This is a genomic window from Undibacterium sp. CCC3.4, assembly GCF_034347425.1.
Lineage (GTDB): Bacteria > Pseudomonadota > Gammaproteobacteria > Burkholderiales > Burkholderiaceae_D > Undibacterium.
The window spans coordinates 2268602-2290262 of the sequence record NZ_CP133779.1; the positions used below are offsets into that span (position 1 = coordinate 2268602).

A 21661-nucleotide genomic window follows, 5' to 3' on the forward strand; every position below is an offset into this window, starting at 1 on the left:
GATCCAGTCCTATTAAATTATATTGATTTTAGTATTTGTACTATTAATTTGTTTCAGTTGAACGCTTATAGTACTTACTCAATGGCAGAGTCGACATAGGGACGCGCGCTCGCACTTGAGGCTGGCAGTATTTTTACAGAATTTAATGGACAGGAATCCGATGCAACACATGCAGCTCAGATCTGATGATAAAGTAAATCGTTTGTTACGCGAATTTGCTGACTTATCATATGGCGATGCAAAAGACTTCATTACTGGGCTCAATCACTCAGCAAAAATCGGAGAGTTGCTTGCTAGCTACGCGTCACTCGATGAAGATGATGCAAAAAAATTTGTCGTCAGCGTCAATGATTTTATGTTCGCTTCAGCCATGCGCAAACAATCGATGCGTTTGGTTTGGAAACGTGGAAATGATGAAACCATCAATAACTTGCTTTAAGAAAAGGCTCGCGCGCCCAGCCGCGATCAGCAGCACTGCCTCGACGCTAAATTAATAATGGTGTCACGCAATAAGCATTTTATTCAATCACTTTAAGGTAAACATGTCGACGTTTTCACTTCGTATCGTCATTGCCGATGATCATCCGGCCATACTGATCGGGAACAGGCAAGCACTACAAGCAATGGCCACCATAGAAGTCGTTGCTACAGTCAGAAATTCCAGCGAATTGATCGCGGTATTGGAAACAGAAAATTGCGATATTCTAGTCACTGATTATTCCATGCCTGGCGGCGAATACGGCGATGGCATGGCCTTGTTTGAATTTATTCAGCGCCGTTATCCGGCGCTCAAAATTGTCATCATGACGATGCTCGACAGTCCCATCGTGCTGCGCCCGTTGATCCGCTCCGGCATCCGTTGTATTCTGAGTAAATCGGATGATTCCACGCATCTCATCCCCGCCATCCATGTCGCCTCCGCCGGCGGCAGTTACTTCTCACCAACCATTGCGGCGATGGCGCAGGAATTGGAAAATAATACGCGTGGCAACGTCAGCAAAAGCGAGCTGACCAAACGCGAGCTCGAAATTCTGCGCTATTACACATCCGGTTTAAGTGTGACGGAAATCGCCGAGGTGTTGAGTAGAAGCAAGCAGACCATCAGTTCGCAGAAATCGAGTGCGATGAAAAAGCTGGGTATAGAACGCGAAGCCGATCTGTTCAAATATGCGATGGAAATGGGTTTAATTTCTTCTTCACAATAATCATATCTTCGCAGCGCTAGCGGCATGACAAGACATGTTGGCGCAGCGGCCATGCTGCGCGACTTCGCAAGCCTACTTTCAACGCCACCGCCTGTTAGATAATTTCAATTTTAGTATTTGTCTGACTCATTCCCCTCATTATTTCGGGCTTGTCTGATAGATATTCCTTCCTTCCTATGCCAAAGTTTGTTCAGGCATTCAGTCGTCATCACTTGAGCCATCAAAAATCTGACTAGGGTTTGAAACCCCGGCCTTCAGAGGCTGTCGCAAAAGGGTAGTGAGTCGGTATCATTACCCTGACTGGTGGCCACGTCATTCCTGCGCGCTTTTGGCAGGAACCCAGCGGCGTTCGTGGTTAACTGAAAATGCCAGAAATTGTGGCATTTTCAGTGTAAAAAACGACGCTGGGTTCCCGCCAAAAGCATGCGGGAATGACGAGGCTGTGGCATGCAGGAATGACGAGGTATGCGGTGTTTCAGGTGTAAAAAACGTCCATCAGGCTTTTGCGACAGCCTCTTTTGGCCGGTGAGCGACGAAGGAGCGACCCGATGGGAGGGGATGCAAACCCCTTCCAGAGTTTTTTTCATCGTCGCTTGCGACGATCCATTTAGTTGTCTGATGTAAGCATTTTTCTGTTGGTTTGTTGTACTTCCAAAGGAGATTTGTTCATGGAATTAAAAAAAACGGCCGTCGCGCTCGCTTTTCCCACGATCATCGTACCGCCTGCTGTGGCTCAGCAAGACATCGCTGCAGAAGCTGCACAACAGCAAGTGATCATCAGCGGTTCGCACATACGGCGCGCTGAGAAAGAAGGCTCGAGCCCAATACAAAGTATCAGCGCCGACGACTTGAAGAAATCGGGCTACACCACGGTGTCTGAAGTACTACGCAATATTACCGCGAATGGCCAAGGCACACTCAGTCAAGGTTTCGGACGTGCATTCGCGTCAGGCGCGAGTGGTATTTCTTTGCGTGGTCTCAACGTCGGCGCGACCTTAATACTCATCGATGGTCATCGGCTCGCCGCCTATCCCTTGGCCGACGATGGCCAACGTCCATTCGTCGATATCACCAGCATTCCCTTTGAAGCGGTCGAAAGAATCGACATCGTCAAAGACGGTGCCTCGGCAATTTATGGTTCCGATGCGATTGCCGGCGTGGTCAATGTCATCTTAAAGAAAAGCTACCTCGGTTCCCGCATCACGGCCGAAGTCGGCACGAGCGAGCAGGGTGGTGGTACGACACAGCGCGCTTCGTTGATCCATGGCTTCGGCAACCTCGCCAGCGATGGGTACAATGCTTACGGCGGCATCGAATACCGCTCTCAGGGCTCGATCGCATTAAGCCAACGCAGCGGCCAAGACTGGAGCCGCAGCGACTGGCGTGGTCAGGGCGGCATGCATCTGACGCCCGGCGCGGTCAATAGTCTCATTCCTCAGCCCAACATTCAAACACCGTATTTGTTTAATCCGCACGGGGTGGTCGGGGCTAATGGCGCGGCCGATATCGATAATCCGGCTAACTACTCTTTTTATCCGGGGCGCTGCGTCGGCTTGGCGGCACTCAAGGCCGGCCAGTGTACTTACACCGATCCTTGGTACCAATTGCAAGCACCAAGCGAGCACCTCAACCTGCTCGCCAGTGTGAGCGGCAAATTGCGCGATGACTGGGAATGGAATCTCAAGGCATCGCTGTTCCAAAGTCGCACCCGTGTCGTGGTTGGTAGCGTTCCTACTTTCCCGCATCCGTCTTACCCCGGCAATGTTGCATTGGGGCCTGGGATCACGCCATATCAGGTCGGGGCGGTCTCCGATTTCGCCGTGCCAGCCGGCTATCCTGGTAACCCCTTTTCAGGCCCTGCCTATGTGTATGGCTATCTGCCTGATCTTGGTCCGCTGACGATAGATAACGACAGCAAGACGCTGCGTGTGGTCGGTGAAATCAACGGCAGTCTCGGTGCTTGGGATGTCAGCGCCGCGCTCGGTTTGACACGCGTTGACATGCGCCAAGACATGCACAATTACATCAGCCGCACTCGCTTGCTCGGCCTCTTGCACGACCCCCAGCCGTTCCAAATCACGGGCAATAATTCTCCTGCCATGATGGCCGCCTTGGCACCGCCGGTAGGCATCAGTAAGACCAGTGAATTGCACTTTATCGAAGCGCGTGGGCAGCGGCCATTATATGAACTGGCCGGCGGGCCCTTGGTGCTCTTGGTCGGTGGCAGCTATCAGTACCGCAATCTCGCCTCACCGGCACCGCAACAATTCGCGCTAGGCCAGCTTGATAGTGGTTCCGCCGTCTATGCGTTCGGCCGCCAGAAAAATGCCGCCGTCTATGCCGAGCTGTATGCACCAGTGCGTAACAAGCTCGAACTCGAGGCCGCCTTACGGTTTGATCATTACGATACCTACGGCTATTCCACCACCCCGAAACTCGGTTTCAAATACACCCCGACCAATGCGCTTAGTCTGCGTGGTACTTATTCGCACGGCTTTCGTGCGCCGGCACCGACGGAAAATCAAAGCGCCGGCTCACGCTTTCAGTTTAATGCCATCAACGACCCGCTTACGTGTAGCGATGGCAATACCGCCACTGCGGGCAATGTCATCAACGCCTGTAATTTCCAACCACCCTACCTACAGGTGACGACATCGAACATACAACCGGAAAAGTCGAAGGCACTCACGCTCGGCTTGATACTCGAACCGGTGCAAGGCTGGAGCACCACTCTTGATTACTACCGTATCGAAATCAAAGATTTGATCGCCAGCGAATCCGGCTTGTCCGGCTACCGCCCCGAGTATGTGCGCGGCCCCGCGCAGCCGACCTTGATCGCTGATGGGCAAGGTGGCAGTTATATGGGCACGCCGGCCGTCGGCCCTATCCTCTACGCCACCTCGGCCTATGTGAATGCCAATGCGATCAGCACTTCCGGCTTCGAATTTGGCAGCCGCTTCCGTCATCGTCTCAGTGACGCTGCTGCGCTTACGGCCGAGCTGCAATGGACCCATACACTCAGCTATCGCATGCGCATAGACGGTGTCTCTTATGAACTCGCTGGCACCCACGGACCGACTATTTACTCCGGTGACACCGGCAATCCACGTGATCGCGTACAAGTTACGCTGGCGTATGATCGCGGCCCGTTCAATCTGAGCACCAGTTTTAACTGGATAGGCGGCTTTAACGTCCTCGATCCTTCCGCCGGTCAGGGTAAAAACGATACCTGCGAAAATTCGCTGCAAAACTCGAACAACTATTTTTTTGGTGCGACTTATCCGCAGCAGTATTGCAAGGTCGAAAGCTTTCTGTCTACTAATCTCTCAGCCAGCTACCAAATCGACAAACACTGGAGTGTGCGCGCTGCCATCACCAACTTATTCAACCAGTCGCCACCGCTCGATTTGCAAACCTATGCAGCTATCGGCACCGTGAGCGGGAGCAGCACCGCGTATAACCCCTCATTACATCAAGCCGGTGCGATTGGCCGGTATTTCCATCTCGCCGCGTCCTATAGCTTTTGATTTTCTTACGGAGCCACACGTGATAAAACGCTTGCTTTCGACTGCCATACTGAGCGCGGCCTGTAGTCTGACATACGCGCAGACCAGTGGTTTTCTCACTGCCAGTCTGAATCGACTCAACTGGAGCGGCTCTACGATTGCGCGCAGCAACGTCGGGCCTATCGGCCAAAAAGCACATTTCACCTATCTCGAAATCGAAGCTGGAAAGCTCGGTGAGTGGGGCGATTTATATGGCTTTGCCGATATCGAAAACCCACATCATGCCAATGACTACGAGCGCGATCCACGTGGCAATCGTCGTTTCGTGCTCAAGCTGGTCGGCCGTCATCAATTAAGCAAGATCGCCGGTGTTCCTCTGTTCGCCTATGCTCAGATCTATGATCTGCGCGATAAAGATTTTTTCGACCAGAATCGCGTGTTCGGCTTGTCGACTGAATTGTCGGAAGGCAAGCTGTGGATCAAGCCATTTCTTGGCGTGCATCAAGAATTCAAATCGGGTATTGGTGCGCAATTCAATGGTGGTATGGCCGGTTACGTAGCCGGCTATGACTTCAGCTTGGCCGGACAGGCACTCTCTGTGACGCAGTGGCACGAAACCGAGTTTTCCAGACGCAGTCAATTCTTGACGATGGCTGAACCGGATCGCATCGTCACCGGCCATCGCAGCGGCCAAAATGGTGCCGTCTCCTTGTGGTGGAAAATCGCAGCTGATATCAGCACCGGGCTCAGTTATCGCTACGCGAACCACAAGCTCGGTGTGGCCGGAATCGAAGATGGCTGGATTATCACAGTGAAATACCATTTCAAATAAGGAAAAAAATTATGGTCGTCAATTACCCCGGCCTCAAGAGGCTGTCGCAAAAGCCTGATGGACGTTTTTTACACCTGAAACACCGCATACCTCGTCATTCCCGCATGCTTTTGGCGGGAACCCAGCGTCGTTTTTTACACTGAAAATGCCACAATTTCTGGCATTTTCAGTTAAGCACGAACGCCGCTGGGTTCCTGCCAAAAGCGCGCAGGAATGACGTGGCCACCAGTCAGGGTAATGATACCGACTCACTACGCTTTTGCGACAGCCTCTCAAGGCCGGAGCTTGAAAAAGCTCGGTTGACCAGACTGAGCGCAACGCATCGCGCTACGTTGCAACGAAGTACAAGACGCAGCTTGGAATGCTTCCTCAGTTCCAAGCTCTGCAAGCAGCAGAAGCAGACAAGCATAGGGTAAGCACGAAACGTTCTGCTGCAAGGGTCATCGGAGAGTGCGGGTGAGCATTCCGAACCGAAGCTGCGTTGTGACATTGTCGAGGGGAGCGGCACCGTCAGATGCCCGTCACCAGGCGCGTAAGCGCATAGGGAAGTGCAGATTACATCTGCTATTTCATATTGGAGATACAAAAATGGCTGTATTTGTACTAAGCAGAACACAAGAACCGCTGATGCCATGCAGCGAAAAACGGGCGCGCAAGCTGCTCGCAGCAGGCCGGGCACGCGTGCATCGCCTGTTCCCGTTTGCTATACGCTTGCTTGACCGTACTGTTACCGACAGTGCCTTCCGACAGGGAAGAAAACCGGCCAGTACATAGGCCGCGTAGCAGTTCGCGCAAGTGGCAGTTTCAACATACAAACGCAAGAATCTGTCGTACAAGGCATATCGCATAAGCACTGCAAGATCATTCAGCGTGCAGATGGGTATAGTTATTCACTGGTGGCAAACATGGACGTGACAGGCACGCCACCAAAGCAAGGAACGCTGCGCGTTCCGCGCTCTGCCTCCTCGGCCTGAAGGCTGAGGTTTCACGCGTAAATCTGATGAAGCAGCGAAGAAAATGTGCATCCAGCAGCGTGATGTTCTATCTTGTATGGCAAATTACTGCCGCGCAAGCAGCCGATCTCAAGCTCGCGCTGGTGTATGACGGTGGCGGGAAATTTGATCAATCCTTCAATCAATCGGCCGCGACCGGTGCCGAGCGCTTTAAAAAAGACACGGGCATCAACTATCTCGAAGTGCAGATCAGTCAGGAAGCGCAGACCGAACAAGTACTGCGCAATTTGGCGCGACGTAAAACCGATCTGATTGCCGCGATCGGTTTTTCACAGGCACAAGCGGTACAGGCCGTCGCCAAAGAATTTCCAAACGTAAAATTTCTCTTGATTGATGCCGTTGCCAACGGCGACAACATCAACTCCATCATTTTCAAAGAACAAGAGGGTGCCTATCTGGTCGGCATGGCAGCCGCCTTGGTTTCGAAAAACAAACACCTCGGCTTTATCGGCGGCATGGATATCCCACTCATCCGTGCCTTTGCTTGTGGCTATGTACAAGGTGCCAAAGCAGTCGACCAGAAAATCACGATCACACAAAACATGATCGGTACCACGATCTCTGCCTGGAATGATCCAGCCAAAGGCAGTGATATTGCACGTTCACAGTTTGTGCGCGGTGCCGATGTGGTATTCGCGGCGGCCGGTGGTAGTGGTGCCGGAATTTTGCAGGCGGCCAAGGAGAAAAATCGCTATGCGATCGGCGTCGATTCTAATCAAAATCATTTATATCCGGGCACGATGTTGACCTCGATGGTGAAAAACATTGATGTCGCCGTTTACGACAATTTCATGCAGGTAAAAAATGGCACTTGGCGCGCTGGTGTGCAAAACCTTGGTCTCAAAGAACGCGGTGTGGATTGGGCCTTAGATAAAGATAATCGTGCGCTGATTTCAAGCCAGGTGGAGCAACGCGTCAATCAAGCACGGCAAGAGATTATTGCCGGGAAATTGCTGGTAGCTGACTATCGCAGCGAGCAGCGTTGCCCGCTCTGAGCGCCATTTTTTTCTCTGTTGATGCAGGCAGTATTTGTATGTAAATTTGCCATTTCCATACGAGTTCGCACGCATTTTAATCGATTTTAGTACTCGTCCCATTTCATTGCCGCGTTCGAGTTTGTATATTGGAACTGACATCGCCTGTCCTGTATTGCTTGTCAAATAAGTGGCAATAAGTTTTATTTTCTTCAGCGCCGGCTAGTCCTTGTTGAGCATTTTTTTAAACATTCAATAATTTATATTAATCGAGACATGAAAACACTTTCCCGTATCCTTCCCCCTCTCGCCTTCATTGCTGGCTCTTCATTCATGGCAAGCAGTGCAGTAGCCCAATCAGCTGGCGACACGGTTTTCAATGTCGGTTGGTTTTATATTCAACCCAACGATTCCAGTGAACCATTGAAGCGCACCGCGCCATCATCGATGGCCGGAACCATTCCGAATTCCAGTGCCAGTGTTGGCAATGCCAATACCTTGGCATTCAGTTTGACCCATTTTGTCAGTGATAATATGGCTATGACACTCGATGCCGGTCTGCCGCCGAAGTTCACGCTGACTGGGGCCGGATCTTTGGCCGGTTTAGGGGTGTTGGGCACGGCAAAACAATGGAGTCCCGCTTTGCTTGGTAAGTGGTATTTCGGCAGCGCGACCAGTGCTTTTCGTCCCTTTGTCGGTGCCGGCGTAACTTACGTTCGCTACTCAAACATCGAATTATCAAACAGTTTTCAAGCGGCGTCTGGTGGCACGGCCACGGCTGATCTCAGTTCTTCATGGGCACCGGTGGCTAATATTGGTGCTACCTACCAGCTTGATAAAAATTGGTCGCTACTATTTTCTTTGTCCTATGTCCCACTCAAAACCAAGGCTGACATTACCGGGATGACGCCATCGAATGTACAAACCAAAGCCAACACTAGCCTCACGCTCAATCCTCTCGTGGCGCTGGTATCGGTTGGGTATAAATTTTAAGTCGGTATCTTCTTTGGTCAACAGCGGGCTCAGGCCCGCTTTTTTTCGATAGACCCGGATGCACTTGCTGCAATGCGCTGAGTATGCTGGCTTTTCCTGCGTGACGCCCATTTTCTCCCAATTTCTGCATTTTCCCGCACCAGCTTAGATGTGCTATAGTGGCCTCGAGTTTGGCATAGGCCTGCGCGTCATCCCTCACCGCAGCGCTTCCGGTGCCGCCAAACTGTCTGAACTGTACTCATTCCATTGCGCAGTGAGTACGGCATCTTGTATATGGCCTTGCAGAAAAATTTGCAAGGCTGAATGCGCTGCCCTGCGGTAGTGCTGGAGCAGCGTCATTTCTCGGTGCGCATCACCAGAAACCGGCGCTCGCTGCGCTCCATGGCAATCGCATAGCTGATCAGGTGTTGATCGGCTTGCAATAAACGGGTCATTCGCTCACTGACGGCGCTGGCCTGCCATATCAATTTCTCTATCGTCAACAAAGCAAAGATGCTGGTGACGCTCCAAAGTAAAGCTGAAGAAGGCTGATAACAGCTGCCGAAACGCGAGTGCGAAAAAGATTTTTATCATCGATAAAGATCTTTCGTTCCTCATACGACACTGAGCAGTGTTGCTTACAAAAAAATAGGCTGGCAGATCGCTGCAGCGCATACCGATGGATTTGATTTTTCGTGCAACCGAAGAGCAGATCGGCCTTATGGTCATCGGCATCGTATTTGGGCGAGTGTGCACGCGGAACTTTTCATCGAGGAGAAATACAATGACTTTGAACAAATTTAAACACTCCGATTCATTGAGCATGGGTGTGGAATTGGAATTGCAGTTGATAAATTTATCGAGTTTTGATTTATCTCCATCCAGTCCTGCACTGCTTGATCTATTGCAGCAAGACGTATTTCCTGGCATGGTCACACCCGAGATTACTGAAAGCATGATCGAGGTGGCGACCACGGTTCACCTCTCGTATCAGGAATTGCTCACGCAATTGCGCGCCATGCGCACAACCCTGTTGGGCGCAGCGAAAACGCTTGATATTGGCATTGCCGGTGGTGGTACGCATCCATTTCAGATGTGGTCAGATCGGCGGATTTTTCAACTGGCACGCTATGAAAAAGTATCGGAACGTTACGCCTATCTGGCGCAACAGTTTACGGTTTTTGGTCAACACATTCACATCGGCTGCAGTAGCGGTGATGAGGCCATGTTTCTACTGCATGCCCTCAATCGCTACGTGCCGCATTTCATAGCCTTGTCGGGTAATTCACCGTTCGTGCAAGGGACTGATACCGGCTACCACTCGGCGCGCCTGAATTCGATTTCAGCATTTCCCTTGTCGGGACGCGCACCGTTCATACTCAATTGGCAGCAATTTTGCAGCGAGCATGTCGATAAATTGCTGCGCGCCGGAATACTCACGAGCATGAAAGATTTTTATTGGGATATTCGACCTAAACCGGAATTCGGCACGATTGAATTACGCGTCTGCGACACCCCATTGTCGGTCGAACGTGCCGCGGCTTTGGCGGCGTACTTGCAGGCATTGTGTCGTTACCTGTTGACTGGCGGCGAGCCGGCTGTGTGCGAGGAAGACTATTTGGTCTATGATTACAATCGTTTTGAGGCCGCTCGTTTCGGTTTCGAGGCGCAATTGGTTGATGCGCGTGATTATCAACGCCGCACATTGCGTGATGATATCGCTGCCACTATTGAAAAAATTCGCCCGCATGCACGTGCGCTCAATAGTGAAGAAGCATTGCTTGATATCGAATATATCGTCGCCGAGGGTGATGAAAGCAAGCTGTTGCGCCATCAATATGAACGACGTGCCAGTTTTCCTGATATGGTTGGCTATTCCATCGAGCGCTTTCGTGGCGACGCGGGTTGATCTGCTTCATTCCGGCATACCTCTGAGGTGGGGGAGGACGTCAAGACAAGCAGCCTCCGGCGGGCAAACCGCTTGGATTAAATCTGTGCTTCCCTGGCTTTCAGCAGCGTCGACAAATCTTGGCGCAACACGGTTTCCAGAGCCAGCACGGCGCATTCCAATGCGGTGACGATGTCAGCGATGCGCGTGGCACTCTGCGCATCGCTGACAGTATCTTCAAGCTGCTCGCAGAGTTCCACCAACTGCTGGGCTTGAACCATGCGCGCACATCCTTTGATGCGATGTACCAGCGCTGCGACTTGTTGGAAGTCGGGCAGCGCCGCTGCGGCTTGTAACTGCTGCAGATCGAGACGATTGGTTTTGATGACTTCTTTGAGCAATTTTTCCGCCAAGGCATCATTGCCCATGCACAGGGCTTTCCAGCCTTGGAGCTCGCTGGCGCTGTCCTTGTTTGTGACGGCTTGAGATACACGGTTGAAAAAAGCGACCAGCTTGGTGCGCAGTTCTTCCAAGCCGGCTGGCTTGAAAATACAATCGTTCATGCCTGCGTTCTGACAGCGTTGGATTTCCTCGGTCTGGGCATTGGCGGTGTAGCCCCAGATCGTGGTCGGCGACAGATCGGGCAGATCGTTTTCGATACTGCGTATGGTCTGCGCCAATTCATAGCCGCTTAAATGTGGCATATTGCAATCGGTGATGACCAGATCGAAACTTCCTGGTGACCAAAGTTGCATGGCTTCGCGGCCGTCGGCCGCGACACTGACTTGATGACCGAGAAATTCGAGTTGCTGTTCGAGTACGATGCGGTTCGATTTATTATCGTCCACCACCAACACCGTTAACTGCTTGAGGTCTTTACCACTCATAGCCGGTACTGCCTTGGCGGGCAGTGCTGGCGGCTGTTGTGAAGTAAGGCCGGCCAAACTCGGGACCGACAAATTCACCACAACCAGTGTACCCTTGCCCGGCGTACTGCTCAACGACAGCTCGCCCCCCATCATTTCACATAATTTTCGGCTGATCACCAAGCCCAGACCAGTACCGCCGCGGGCCTGGCTGTCGTGCTTGATTTGTGAGAAAGGATGAAACAATTTTTTTTGATCGTCAATGCCGATGCCGATGCCGCTGTCTTGTACGCTCAGCGTCAAGGCTAAGCGATTATCAGTTAAGGGCGCGCAGTCGAGACGGACATTGACAGTGCCATGTTCGGTAAATTTGATCGCATTGCCGATCAGGTTGAACGCGATTTGCATCAAGCGCTGCGGGTCGATCAATACTTCTTCGTTACCGAGTGCGGCGATGGATAGCGTGAGTGTCAAAGATTTTTCTTTGGCCGAGCCTTCGAGGACGGCGACGACCGACTCCAGCAGCTCACGCAGTTTGGTACGGCGCGGTTGCAGGTCGAGTTTGCCGGATTCGATTTTGGCGATATCGAGTATATCGCCGATCAAACCGAGCAGGGCCTGTGCCGAATGGTGCGCCAATTCGACTTGCGAACGATCCCAACGGCCTTGATCGGCATACCGCAGCGTCAATTCCAACATGCCGATGATGGCATTCATCGGTGTGCGGATTTCGTGGCTCATGGTTGCGAGAAAAATACTCTTGGCCTGACTGGCTTCATCGGCACGGCATTTCGATGCGGTCAATTCTTGCAGCAAATGTTCGCGCTCGGTCATGTCGACCCAACCGGCAATGGTGCCGACTAATTCACCGAAGGAATCATGGTACGGCACCACCCAATGGTAGACGCAATAGCTTTTTCCATGCAAGTCGATGAACAGGTCTTGTAACGCGGCTTGGCCCGTTTGTAAGGATAGGCGACAGTGTTGGGCAAATTCTGGCAAGACCTGATGTGCCTGCTCGTTGCCTGCACTATCGAGAAAAAACCGGCGGTAGGCGGCGTTGCACAAGCTCAGATTTCCGTTGACATCGGTGGCATAGATGGGGTGGGGGGTGCCGTCTATCAGTGAGCGCATGAAGGCGAGCTGATCATTGAGCTTGATTTCGGCGCTCTTGCGGCGGGCGATTTGGCGGCGCAGGTACAAGATCCAGCCGAGGAAGGCCAGCAGTATCAACAGCGCACCGCTGACAATTTGGTAAATATGGGTGCGGTAATTGATCCATGTGCTTAAGGTCGAGTGCGGTTCTTGGCGCCAGCGTCGGGTAATTGTCAGCAATTCGTCGGGCGGGATGCTGAGTATGGCTTTGTTGAGTATCGTGAGTAATTCGCCGGAATCGCGATGGACGCCAAATCCCATATGTACCGGCATGTCATCGACGGCGGCAACGACTTGGAGCTCATCTTTGAAAAAATGTCGAATCAGGTAATCGATACCGATTTGTGGATAGACCACGCTGTCGACTTTCCCCTCCTTGAGTCGCAGTAGTCCTTGGGTCGCATTGTCAACCAGCACTAAGCGAATGTGCGGATAGTCTTTGCGTAACAGTGGGAACAGCGGATTGCCATGGTTAATCGCCAAGGAGCGGCCAGTCAGATCAGTGAGCCCACGGACTTTGTGTTCAGATTTTCGCACCACCAGCACAAACATATCGCTCAAAAACGGATGGGTGAAGTCGATTTTGCGGCGCCGTTCTTCGCTTACGTTGAGCATGCAAATGGCCGCGCCGGCCTCGGCCTCCACCTGATCGACGATTTCTTCAGCCGCGGCAATGTTTTTAATTTCGAAGTGCAGACCGGTACGTTCGCTGATCAGGCTCAGGATATCGGCGGTGATGCCCTGAAATTGTTTGTCATCATCGAAAAAAGCCACCGGTGCCGACAAACTGTTGACGTACAGACGCAGGGAGCGATTTTTTTCCAACCAACGTTGTTCCCTTGGATTCAGATCCAAGCTCGCACCGCTCTGGGTATGCGTGCGTACCCCCCATTGTTTGAGCAGATCGCTGTTTTGATAGGGCGTGAGCGCAGCGAGAATTTGATTGATACTCTCGAGCAGATCGACATCGGTTTTACGCATGGCAAAACTCAAACCAACCAGTGGGTTGGGTAAGCGTGCCACCACCCGAACTTGGTCGAAATTTTTTTGCATCAGGTAGTCACTGGAAATATCATCGGCCAGATAGGCATCGGCTGCGCCGTATGCCAGCTCGGCCATGGCGCGTCGATTATTGGCCACGGTGTGGGCGACCGAATGCGGGTACCAGATGGGCAAATAGTCGTCGAGCGGCAGGTAAGCCGACAAGGCTATGCGTTGTGGCATCGTCTTGGTATCGGTTTGCTCTAAGCTGCGCAGCAAGACCACATCTTGTTTCACATAAGGGGCTGAGAGCATGAGCTCAGGATGCTTGGTATTGCCTTGGTTAGCGCTGCCGAGTAAATCAATGCGACCGTCCAGCAGTGCATGCAAGGCGGCACTTCGGCTATTAAAACGCAGTACGCGAACTTGCACGCCCATTAATTTTCCAAGCAAATCGATATAGTCGGCCGTGATGCCTTCGTAATTCGTATCTCCAGTGGCAACTTCAAATGGCGCGGAATCAGGTAAGGCTGTGCCTATGGTCAGCTGGCGTTTTTGTCCTAGCCAAGTCCAGTTTTTCCCTGACAGGTGAAAATCGACATGCTCAATCTGACTGCGACCGAATACGTTCAGCGGCGTACCGGATTCCAAAGCATCGGCGACGCTTGAAGTTTGCCATATGGCAAACATGAAACCGAGGCAGCAGCGTAGCAAGATCGCCATGTACATGCTCAAATGATATTGGTGACGTCATTGCGCTTACCGAACTCGATGAGTTCCAGCAGAGATTGCATTTTAAGTTTGGCAAGCAGGCGGGTTTTATAGGTACTGACGGTTTTTTCACTCAGCATCATCGATTTGGCGATATCTTTGTTGAGCATGCCATCGGTCAGACATTGCAAGACACGGAATTCGCGGTTACTGAGGTGATCGAGTAATTCAACTTCGATTTCCTCGGTGTCGTTCGGTATCAGCGGCAGGTCATGCGGGCGGCGGAAATAGGTGTGACCGGACAGGATGGTATTGACTGCGTGTCTGACCTCGAGCAAATCACCTTGCTTCCAAACGAAGCCGGAGGCACCGGCACGTTGGCAGCGGCGCATGAACACCGAGGGCTTATGGGAGGTAAACACCAGTACCGGTACGGCCATGTCATGCGAGCGTAGTCGCGCAATCACCTCGAGGCCATCCAAGGTTGGCAGCGCCAGATCGAGCACCAGTAAATCCGGTAACAATAGTTTGGCCTCGGTCAGTGCATCAATGCCATTATTGCTTTCCGCAATCACGTCGTGGCCATCCTGTTCAAACAGTGCGCGCAAAGCGATCAGTATGACTGGATGGTCGTCGACGATCATTATTTTACTCATGGCTTACTCCCTTGTTACTGCGCACGTTCAGACATGCGTCAATCTGTTTGAATAGGGCCGAGCAGGGCGCGGCAGGTCCAGGCTTGAGGATGCTTCATGGCCATCCGTGCGCGCGTGATACGCGAGAAATTCATGCACCGATAAGGCTTTGGAAAACCACCAACCCTGCGCGTATTCCACGCCGCGGGCACGTAAATAGTCGACTTGTCGCGCCGTTTCCACGCCTTCCGCGACGATCTTCAAGCGCAGCGACTGGGCCATGTGGATGATATGTGGAGTGACGCCGGCATGCTCGCTCGTCGCCGCATCGTTGCCTATGGTGTCGATGAATGATTTGTCTATCTTTAATACATCGAGCGGGATTTCTTGCAAATACGATAGACTCGAATAGCCGGTACCAAAGTCATCGATGGCCACAGTATGTCCGGCTTGCTGTGCCCGTAATATAGTCGCACGGGCATGCTTGATATCGAGCGTGCCACGTTCAGTTGCTTCAATCCAAATCTGATTGGCGTTGATCTCAGCGGCGGCCAACTGCGTGGCCAGCACATCGAGCACACGCCCGGACTTGAGGTCTTCGGGGGCGACATTGATGGCAATATGGAAGTCACGGTTGCTGCGTAAAAATTCTTGTAAATCGCTGATCAAGGTGGTGATGACGATGTCGGTAATCGCCGCGATCAAGGCATGTTGTTCGGCGCAAGGTATAAACAAATCCGGCCGAACCAAGCTACCATCCGGCCGTTGCCAGCGAACCAAGGCCTCTGCACCGATGCAGCGACCGTTGCGCAGATCGATAATTGGCTGGTAGTGATTAACGAATCGCTTTTCGGCAACAGCATGTTTCAGTTCGCCTATGAAAGAGAGTCGACGACGCACGCTCGCGACGATGGCGAGCAGAATTAAGGCGATCATCGCTGCTGCCCACGGCAACAATAAGATGGTTTGCTCACGCACGGCCGCGCTTGCCGCCGCGCGCGGTTTGTTGATGGCGACGGCGAAGTGGCCGGCCTGCAGATTTGCCGCGTAGTCGTCCGTTGCGCCTGACTTGCTCAGCTTAGTCGTTTTTTCCGCTATTTTTTCATCATTGTAGTAAACCGATAGCTGCGTATCAGCGGGTACACCGAGATCGGTGAATCGTAAAGGGTTTATTTGCAGCATATAGTGCGATGAACGCCATGTCGTCATCGCACCAGGAAAGGGTTGATTAAAACTGATGAGCAAACCGTCATCGCTGAGCATTTCAGTTTGCGGCATGGTTTGTTGGGGTGAAATGTTGCCCCAAGAATCGCATTTAACCGCGCCATTTTCAATATAGGACACGGCTTCAAAATGGGTTGCATTGAAGCTTAATTTTTGCATCGCTTCGCGATGTTCGTCTGAGCAAGGCGGAAGATTCAGTTGTTCAAGAGTAAGCAGACTCACGCTCGCCGCATGCATGGTGCTGGTGGCACGGTCGAGGGCTTGTCGTGCGGTTTGTTTTAATTGATTTAGTTCACTTTTTTCGGTGCGCAGGGAAGCGATCTGCGAGACCGACCACATCGTTGCCGCCGTTGCCAGTAATGCTGACATGCTGGCAATACTGATAATCGTGCTCTTGTTCATCTTTTCTGAATCCCCTTGATTGCCGGAAACATGATCCGTGTGCCGGAAAATGTCGGGCAATATTGCAACAAAGATTGAACGATACCGAAATGTACGCCGAGCTTATATAGTTCTATGACTACTAATGCGTAAAAAGTAATAGGACTGGTACTAAAAAACGAAATTGCAGTCAATCAGTCTACATAAAAATATCCTCAAAAAATATCATCATCGTGTTTAGTGAGGTGAAATTTCCCGCCATTTATTTTTCAGACCAGCGTTTTTTTTCGTACAGTATAAAACGAAAAAAAAGAGAATAGTCGGAATTTTCCTACTGTTGAAGCATTTTATTTTCAGTCAAAATTCGCTAAGTTCTCTGTGAGTAACTCCCAAATTTTTCCCAGATAGGCAGTGCGAAAATTACTCAACTGATAATGCGATGTCGCTTCATTGTGTGTCGCGACAATTAAGAAATAACCATACTCAATAATTTCTGTTGGTATCGGCAATATTTTCGGAATTTTCTTACATTTATTTTCCTAAAAATTGAGTAGAGTGACGTATGCAATTTGATGTGAGTGCAACCTACATTGAAAATATTGTCGGCCGTTGAAATTTGTTATTCATTTCGGAATCAGTGACAAGAGGCGGAGGCTGATCGACAGTGTTACCGATGCGAAACAGGCGGCGATTTTTGCTTTCCAGCCGTTGTACAACATTAAATCTATATTGATCAGTGTTGAGATCACGACCCATTGATGGCATGAGAAGTTTGCTTGCTATCTTCATGTCGGAGGCAGTCGTGCGCTTTTCAGCGCGATCAATATCTTTCATATTGCCAAATGTGTCAATCATTTTGATTTTCAATCGGCAATGGATTTTTTAACTGTATAGGAGTGGACCATGCAAACAGAGACCCAAACCAACACCAATTTTTTCAATTACGATCCGAACAATTTGCTCAATTTTATTTTGGAAAAATTGGAATTAAAAAACGATGCAAGCCTGTGTCGTTTCTTGGAATTGAAGCCGCATGTGATCAGCAAAATTCGTAATTTTCATGTGATGGTCAGCCCATATGTTTTGATACGTATGCATGAAAAAACCGGTTTGAGTATTGGTGAGTTGCGCGCTTTAATGGGCGATAAACGTAAGAAATATATGAAGGGCGGCGAACGCTGGGTCAGTACTGCACCGAATGATAAAGTTTACGCACAGCCGGATGCCGAGAAGCAAGCAGCAGTGGCGTGATGCAGAGCGCGGTTCCATATCGGTCTGATATGGAGTTGTGCTGTTTAATTCTTTCCAATTGGCACCGATCATTTAACATGGATCGGTGTCATTTTTTTTAGGTAGGCACGAATTTTATCGCAGCGAAATTGAGCTTTGCCAATTAAACTCAGTGTATCAGCGTCAGGCTGCTGGCCAGGCTTTCTTGGCCGGAGCGACTGATCGCCGTAATACTGATTTCCTTCGTCTTGGCCTTAGCTGGCAGTGTGATGTCGACTTGTAGTTGCTGCGCACTCTGTACGCTGAGCAACCATTGTTCATCGCTACGTCGCCACACGGCTAACCAACGGGTATTCTCAGGGTCGGCCAAATTCACTCGCAGTGATTGCTGATCTGCATGCAAGTGCAATTGTGGGGCGGCCAAGTTGGTACTTTCCAACCAAGGCGAGGCAGGTACCACGGCCACCGTTGCATATTTCTCGGTCGCCAGTCGCTGGCGTATCTCTTTGCGATTCTGTAATAAGCTGATCATACTGAAATGAATATGTCCGTCGCCTGAACGTTCGCGCAAGACCTCGACTTGATTGAGAATTTCATCGGCGCTCCAAGAGCGCTCGCTTTGGTCGATGCGACTGGTGTACAGGCCAGGCCAAATATGGCGTTGCTGCGAATTTTGCGCTTGCCAGTAGTCATACAATACTTTGAAGGCCTGCGGCGTTTGATTGATAGGCCAATACAGTTGCGGTGCCAGATAGTCGAGCCAGCCTTGCGCCAACCACAGTTCCACATCGGCATACAATTTATCGTATTGGCTAAATCCGGTAATGCCGGCGGGCATGCGATCGAGTCGCCCTATGCCAAACGGGCTGATACCAAATTTCACCCAACTTTTTTCTCGGTGGACAATCTGGTTGAGCGCCTCGACCAAGTTGTTAACATGCGTGCGCCGCCAGTCGGCGCGACTAAGTGTGCCAGCGCTTTGCAGATAACGGTTCCAGTTCGCATCATCGGGAAAATCGACTTCCGCGCCACTGGCATTTTTGATCGGGTAGGGATAGAAGTAATCGTCGATATGAATGCCGTCGACGTCGTAGCGGTGAACGACGTCACTGATGACACGCAGAGTTTGTTCCATCGCCTGCGGTTCCGACGGATCCATCCATTGCAACTCACCGTACTGGCGCACCACACCGGGTACGCTGCGGCTGATGTGATTTTTTGCCACGCTACCCTTGGCACCTGCGCTGCGCGCGCGGTAGGGATTGAACCAAGCATGTAATTCCAAGCCACGTTGGTGTGCCTGTTCTATCCAAAATTGCAGTGGGTCGTAATAAGGGCGCGGTGCACGTCCTTGTTCTCCGGTCAGAAATTCAGACCACGGTTCGATGGCCGAGGGATAAATCGCATCGGCTGCTGGCCGCACTTGCAAAACGATGGCATTGAGCTTCATCTCGGCGGCTTGATCGAGCACGGTGAGGATTTCTGCTTTTTGCTTTTCGCTACTGAGGTCGCGCCGGCTTGGCCAGTCAATATTGGCCACCGTCGATACCCAAACGGCGCGGAACTCACGCGGTGTGGCGGGGGGCTGGCCAGCAGTCGGCGGGCTCGTCGGTCGGCTGGAAGGCGGTAGCAATGGCGTCTTGCTTGGGCTTGAAGGCGGCGGTGGCGACTGGCAGGCCAACATCAGCAAGACGGCTGCCGACGCGCTCAGCAGGCTGAGGCGGCGCGATCGGAGGGGCGTGGTGAGCGCGAAGACGTGGGCAAGCATGCGGCAATGATCGTTGTAAAACAAAAGAGCTCAGATGCTACTGCATTCCACTTAGGCAGACCAGCATTTTCAGCAGCAAGCCGGCGGCGGAATGATTGTTGATTGAAGCTTATAATTCTTATTTTAGCAATAATGAATTGTTGCGGGAGAGCTTTATTTGGACTAATTTCTCGCATATAGTGCGTGCATGCCGTCGATTCAGCTAAAAAATGAATCAAAATATAAACAATAGCTACTTGTTGAGCAATAATCGAGTCCTCTCGAAACACCAGCAAGTCGCCCCGCTCGGAGAAGTAACAATGAAAACCACGCAATGGATAGCCGCCTTGAGTTTGCTCGCTTTGAGCAGTAATGTATTGGCGCAAGAAAGTGCCGATAAGAAGTATGCTTATCTGCTCGGTACCGCGGTACCGACCCAGGCGGCGCAACGTACTATTGCCATCACGCCAAATACCAAGGCTGTCAACGTAACCGGCGGCGAGACCGTGCAGTTCACCGTCGGTGACTCAGCGTTTGCCTGGAAATTTGACGTTGCCATGACGGTCAGCAGCTTTGAACTCAATGCCGTCGCACCGGCCGGCTTGTTAGCGCAAACTGTGCGTGCCTATGTGGCAACTGACCCGCAATATCTGAATCCTTGATGTTTACCGCCATCAGATTTGAGCGCGCCCACGCGAAAACGTGGCAATATCAAGTCTGATGAATAGCAGAAAGCGGCGCAGATGGATAAATTGATTGCGATGCAGGTATTTAACGAGGTGGTCAAGTATGGCAGTTTTTCTCGCGCGGCCGAGCACCTCAATATGGTGCCCTCGGTGGTTACTCGCCATGTTTCTGCCTTGGAAAAGCAATTGGGTTCGCAATTATTGGTGCGTACCACGCGACGCTTGTCGCTCACTGAGCGCGGCGAAATTTACCTGGAGCACAGCCGCCAGATTCTCGACGATGTCAGTCATGCGGAAGCCTTGGTCAGTTCGGCCGGGAAAGCGTATTCCGGGGTATTGAAAATTTCGGCACCGGTTAATTTCGGATTACATTTCCTGCCTTCGCTGATACGGAAGTTTCAAGAACTTTATCCTGACATCGTTTTCGATTTGATACTGTCCGATGAGCCGGTCGATTTCGCTGCCAGTGGCCGTGACCTTGCCATCACCATTGGCGGCAATGCCATCCATTCCGATACAGTGACGCGCGAATTGGTCTCCACCCGTTTGATTCTGTGCGCTAGTCCGCAATACTTGCGGCAAGCACCGCCCTTACAATGTGCTGAAGATTTGCCGCTGCACCGCTGTATCGTGCTGCCAGGCTATGCGGGCGGCGGCGAGGTCTGGCCACTGATGGCGCGTGATGGGCGTATTACGACGGTGCCGCTCAAGCCATCAATGGTGTGTAATACCTCAGCCATGGCGTTTCAATGCGCGCTCAACGACCTCGGTATTGCCATGCTGACCTGCGTACTGACTGAGGATCACATCAGAACCGGTCGCTTGGTGCATGTGCTGGGCGAGTACGAAGTACCGGGCTTGCAATTGCTGATCGCCTATCCGAGTCGGCGCTATTTGACCTCGAAGGCGCGCAGTTTTGTGGAGTTTTTGATTGCGCGCATCACGCAAAACTCCGCTGCGCTAGCCCTTAGCCAGGCACCGGCGGATGCGCTGGCGCTGCTGACGCCGGCGCGCTTTGCTTGACGAACACTAATTGGCTGGTATCGAAACCGAGTGCGGCGGCGCGCGCCAGTAAGCGGGCTTGGACTGCCGGGTCCAGCGTAGGTGTGCGCGATAGCAGCCACAGATACGATTTATCGGCACCGCCGACGAGCGAGTACTGGTAGTGCTCGGTATCGAGCTCAAAGATCACGTAGGCACCGTAAAACGGTCCGAAAAACGACACCTTGAGAAAACCGACCTCAGGACCATCGACAAAAAACGCTTTGCCGGTCGATTCGCTCCATTTACCATCAGCGGCATGAAAGCCGCGATTGATCACGCGCAGGCCGCCATCCTCGCGCGGGCTGTAGTCGGCCGTGACCTCGCTCAAGCCGCGTTCAAACCAATGGTCGATGCGGGCAATTTCATACCATTTACCGAGATAACGGGCGCTGTCGAACTGCGCCACTGGCACCACGTCGGGTGGGCGATTGACGCAGGCGCTGAGCAGCACCGGCAACATTAACAGAAACAGGAATTTGCGCATGGAGGGGCTCGCCTTGTTAAAAAAATCGCAGGCTACGCTGACTTCTGAGAGCCGCGCAGATACATCAAGATACAATTGGCCGGACAACCGAAATCAAGCTGATGGCGTTATTGCATGAATGGCAGAC

General features: G+C 51.7%; 20 protein-coding genes. 11 read left to right on the forward strand and 9 right to left on the reverse strand.

Features of this window, described 5'->3' with window-relative positions; all coding sequences use genetic code 11:
* Positions 1–160 precede the first annotated feature (160 nt).
* The 7 genes from RHM61_RS10155 (at position 161) to RHM61_RS10185 (ending at position 8523) form a co-directional block, all read left to right on the forward strand.
* On the forward strand, positions 161–439 hold the full coding sequence (locus RHM61_RS10155; protein WP_322250989.1) for a hypothetical protein: 279 nt from the start codon (positions 161–163) through the stop codon (positions 437–439).
* A 103-nt stretch (positions 440–542) separates the two neighbouring features.
* Positions 543–1205, forward strand: coding sequence for a response regulator transcription factor (locus RHM61_RS10160; RefSeq protein ID WP_322250990.1), 663 nt, complete (start codon positions 543–545; stop codon positions 1203–1205).
* Between the two features lie 668 nt (positions 1206–1873).
* Positions 1874–4732, forward strand: a complete 2859-nt coding sequence (locus RHM61_RS10165) for a TonB-dependent receptor (protein WP_322250991.1) — start codon at positions 1874–1876, stop codon at positions 4730–4732.
* A 19-nt stretch (positions 4733–4751) separates the two neighbouring features.
* Positions 4752–5543, forward strand: coding sequence for an outer membrane protein OmpK (locus RHM61_RS10170; protein ID WP_322250992.1), 792 nt, complete (start codon positions 4752–4754; stop codon positions 5541–5543).
* A 627-nt stretch (positions 5544–6170) separates the two neighbouring features.
* Positions 6171–6317, forward strand: a complete 147-nt coding sequence (locus RHM61_RS10175; protein ID WP_322251088.1) for an RRXRR domain-containing protein — start codon at positions 6171–6173, stop codon at positions 6315–6317.
* Positions 6318–6579: 262 nt separating this feature from the next.
* Positions 6580–7551, forward strand: coding sequence for a BMP family ABC transporter substrate-binding protein (locus tag RHM61_RS10180; protein WP_322250993.1), 972 nt, complete (start codon positions 6580–6582; stop codon positions 7549–7551).
* 255 nt (positions 7552–7806) lie between these two features.
* Positions 7807–8523 (forward strand): OmpW/AlkL family protein, encoded by a 717-nt coding sequence (locus RHM61_RS10185; RefSeq protein ID WP_322250994.1) that lies wholly within the window; start codon positions 7807–7809, stop codon positions 8521–8523.
* 195 nt (positions 8524–8718) lie between these two features.
* Here RHM61_RS10185 and RHM61_RS10190 read toward each other — a convergent pair whose 3' ends face one another.
* Entirely contained in the window at positions 8719–8862 is a 144-nt protein-coding gene (locus RHM61_RS10190) for a hypothetical protein (RefSeq protein ID WP_322250995.1), read from the reverse strand.
* Between the two features lie 99 nt (positions 8863–8961).
* The gene (locus tag RHM61_RS10195; RefSeq protein ID WP_322250996.1) at positions 8962–9300 is read right to left on the reverse strand and encodes a hypothetical protein; all 339 of its coding nucleotides are present in this window, start codon (positions 9298–9300) and stop codon (positions 8962–8964) included.
* Between RHM61_RS10195 and RHM61_RS10200 the strand changes: the two genes are divergently transcribed.
* A complete protein-coding gene (locus tag RHM61_RS10200) occupies positions 9287–10411 on the forward strand; it encodes a YbdK family carboxylate-amine ligase (protein WP_322250997.1) in 1125 nt (374 codons plus the stop codon). The genes RHM61_RS10195 and RHM61_RS10200 overlap by 14 nt on opposite strands.
* 77 nt (positions 10412–10488) lie before the next feature.
* Here RHM61_RS10200 and RHM61_RS10205 read toward each other — a convergent pair whose 3' ends face one another.
* From RHM61_RS10205 to RHM61_RS10220, 4 genes are all read right to left on the reverse strand, one after another.
* Complete coding sequence (locus RHM61_RS10205; protein ID WP_322250998.1) at positions 10489–14121, reverse strand: transporter substrate-binding domain-containing protein; 3633 nt, start codon at positions 14119–14121, stop codon at positions 10489–10491.
* Positions 14122–14123: 2 nt separating this feature from the next.
* Positions 14124–14759, reverse strand: coding sequence for a response regulator transcription factor (locus RHM61_RS10210; RefSeq protein WP_322250999.1), 636 nt, complete (start codon positions 14757–14759; stop codon positions 14124–14126).
* Positions 14760–14786: 27 nt separating this feature from the next.
* Positions 14787–16364 carry an EAL domain-containing protein gene (locus RHM61_RS10215; RefSeq protein ID WP_322251000.1) on the reverse strand — a complete coding sequence of 526 codons (1578 nt, stop codon included), beginning with the start codon at positions 16362–16364 and terminating at the stop codon, positions 14787–14789.
* 564 nt (positions 16365–16928) lie between these two features.
* On the reverse strand, positions 16929–17198 hold the full coding sequence (locus RHM61_RS10220) for a hypothetical protein (RefSeq protein WP_322251001.1): 270 nt from the start codon (positions 17196–17198) through the stop codon (positions 16929–16931).
* A gap of 48 nt (positions 17199–17246) precedes the next feature.
* Between RHM61_RS10220 and RHM61_RS10225 the strand changes: the two genes are divergently transcribed.
* Entirely contained in the window at positions 17247–17594 is a 348-nt protein-coding gene (locus tag RHM61_RS10225; RefSeq protein ID WP_322251002.1) for a hypothetical protein, read from the forward strand.
* 148 nt (positions 17595–17742) lie between these two features.
* Here the strand turns inward: RHM61_RS10225 and RHM61_RS10230 are convergent, their stop codons facing one another.
* Positions 17743–19341 (reverse strand): glycoside hydrolase family 10 protein, encoded by a 1599-nt coding sequence (locus RHM61_RS10230; RefSeq protein WP_322251003.1) that lies wholly within the window; start codon positions 19339–19341, stop codon positions 17743–17745.
* Entirely contained in the window at positions 19281–19655 is a 375-nt protein-coding gene (locus RHM61_RS10235) for a hypothetical protein (RefSeq protein WP_322251004.1), read from the reverse strand. The genes RHM61_RS10230 and RHM61_RS10235 overlap by 61 nt, the downstream gene beginning before the upstream one ends.
* Here RHM61_RS10235 and RHM61_RS10240 point away from each other — a divergent pair.
* Together RHM61_RS10240 and RHM61_RS10245 are read left to right on the forward strand one after the other, a co-directional pair.
* Positions 19641–19982: a CzcE family metal-binding protein gene (locus tag RHM61_RS10240; protein ID WP_322251005.1), complete on the forward strand. Its 342-nt coding sequence runs from the start codon at positions 19641–19643 to the stop codon at positions 19980–19982. The genes RHM61_RS10235 and RHM61_RS10240 overlap by 15 nt on opposite strands.
* Positions 19983–20063: 81 nt before the next feature.
* Positions 20064–21029, forward strand: coding sequence for a LysR family transcriptional regulator (locus RHM61_RS10245; protein ID WP_322251006.1), 966 nt, complete (start codon positions 20064–20066; stop codon positions 21027–21029).
* Here RHM61_RS10245 and RHM61_RS10250 read toward each other — a convergent pair.
* Positions 20974–21516, reverse strand: a complete 543-nt coding sequence (locus RHM61_RS10250) for a lipocalin family protein (protein ID WP_416200233.1) — start codon at positions 21514–21516, stop codon at positions 20974–20976. The genes RHM61_RS10245 and RHM61_RS10250 overlap by 56 nt on opposite strands.
* Positions 21517–21661 lie beyond the last annotated feature (145 nt).

Coding starts and splice junctions, on each gene's coding strand:
- RHM61_RS10220 (WP_322251001.1), bottom strand. CDS start 17,198: ATGATTGACACATTTGGCAATATGAAAGATATTGATCGCGCTGAAAAG.
- RHM61_RS10160 (WP_322250990.1), top strand. CDS start 543: ATGTCGACGTTTTCACTTCGTATCGTCATTGCCGATGATCATCCGGCC.
- RHM61_RS10190 (WP_322250995.1), bottom strand. CDS start 8,862: ATGACGCTGCTCCAGCACTACCGCAGGGCAGCGCATTCAGCCTTGCAA.
- RHM61_RS10175 (WP_322251088.1), top strand. CDS start 6,171: ATGCCATGCAGCGAAAAACGGGCGCGCAAGCTGCTCGCAGCAGGCCGG.
- RHM61_RS10240 (WP_322251005.1), top strand. CDS start 19,641: ATGAAAACCACGCAATGGATAGCCGCCTTGAGTTTGCTCGCTTTGAGC.
- RHM61_RS10200 (WP_322250997.1), top strand. CDS start 9,287: ATGACTTTGAACAAATTTAAACACTCCGATTCATTGAGCATGGGTGTG.
- RHM61_RS10215 (WP_322251000.1), bottom strand. CDS start 16,364: ATGAACAAGAGCACGATTATCAGTATTGCCAGCATGTCAGCATTACTG.
- RHM61_RS10155 (WP_322250989.1), top strand. CDS start 161: ATGCAACACATGCAGCTCAGATCTGATGATAAAGTAAATCGTTTGTTA.
- RHM61_RS10245 (WP_322251006.1), top strand. CDS start 20,064: ATGGATAAATTGATTGCGATGCAGGTATTTAACGAGGTGGTCAAGTAT.
- RHM61_RS10165 (WP_322250991.1), top strand. CDS start 1,874: ATGGAATTAAAAAAAACGGCCGTCGCGCTCGCTTTTCCCACGATCATC.
- RHM61_RS10225 (WP_322251002.1), top strand. CDS start 17,247: ATGCAAACAGAGACCCAAACCAACACCAATTTTTTCAATTACGATCCG.
- RHM61_RS10180 (WP_322250993.1), top strand. CDS start 6,580: ATGTTCTATCTTGTATGGCAAATTACTGCCGCGCAAGCAGCCGATCTC.
- RHM61_RS10230 (WP_322251003.1), bottom strand. CDS start 19,341: ATGCTTGCCCACGTCTTCGCGCTCACCACGCCCCTCCGATCGCGCCGC.
- RHM61_RS10205 (WP_322250998.1), bottom strand. CDS start 14,121: ATGTACATGGCGATCTTGCTACGCTGCTGCCTCGGTTTCATGTTTGCC.
- RHM61_RS10185 (WP_322250994.1), top strand. CDS start 7,807: ATGAAAACACTTTCCCGTATCCTTCCCCCTCTCGCCTTCATTGCTGGC.
- RHM61_RS10210 (WP_322250999.1), bottom strand. CDS start 14,759: ATGAGTAAAATAATGATCGTCGACGACCATCCAGTCATACTGATCGCT.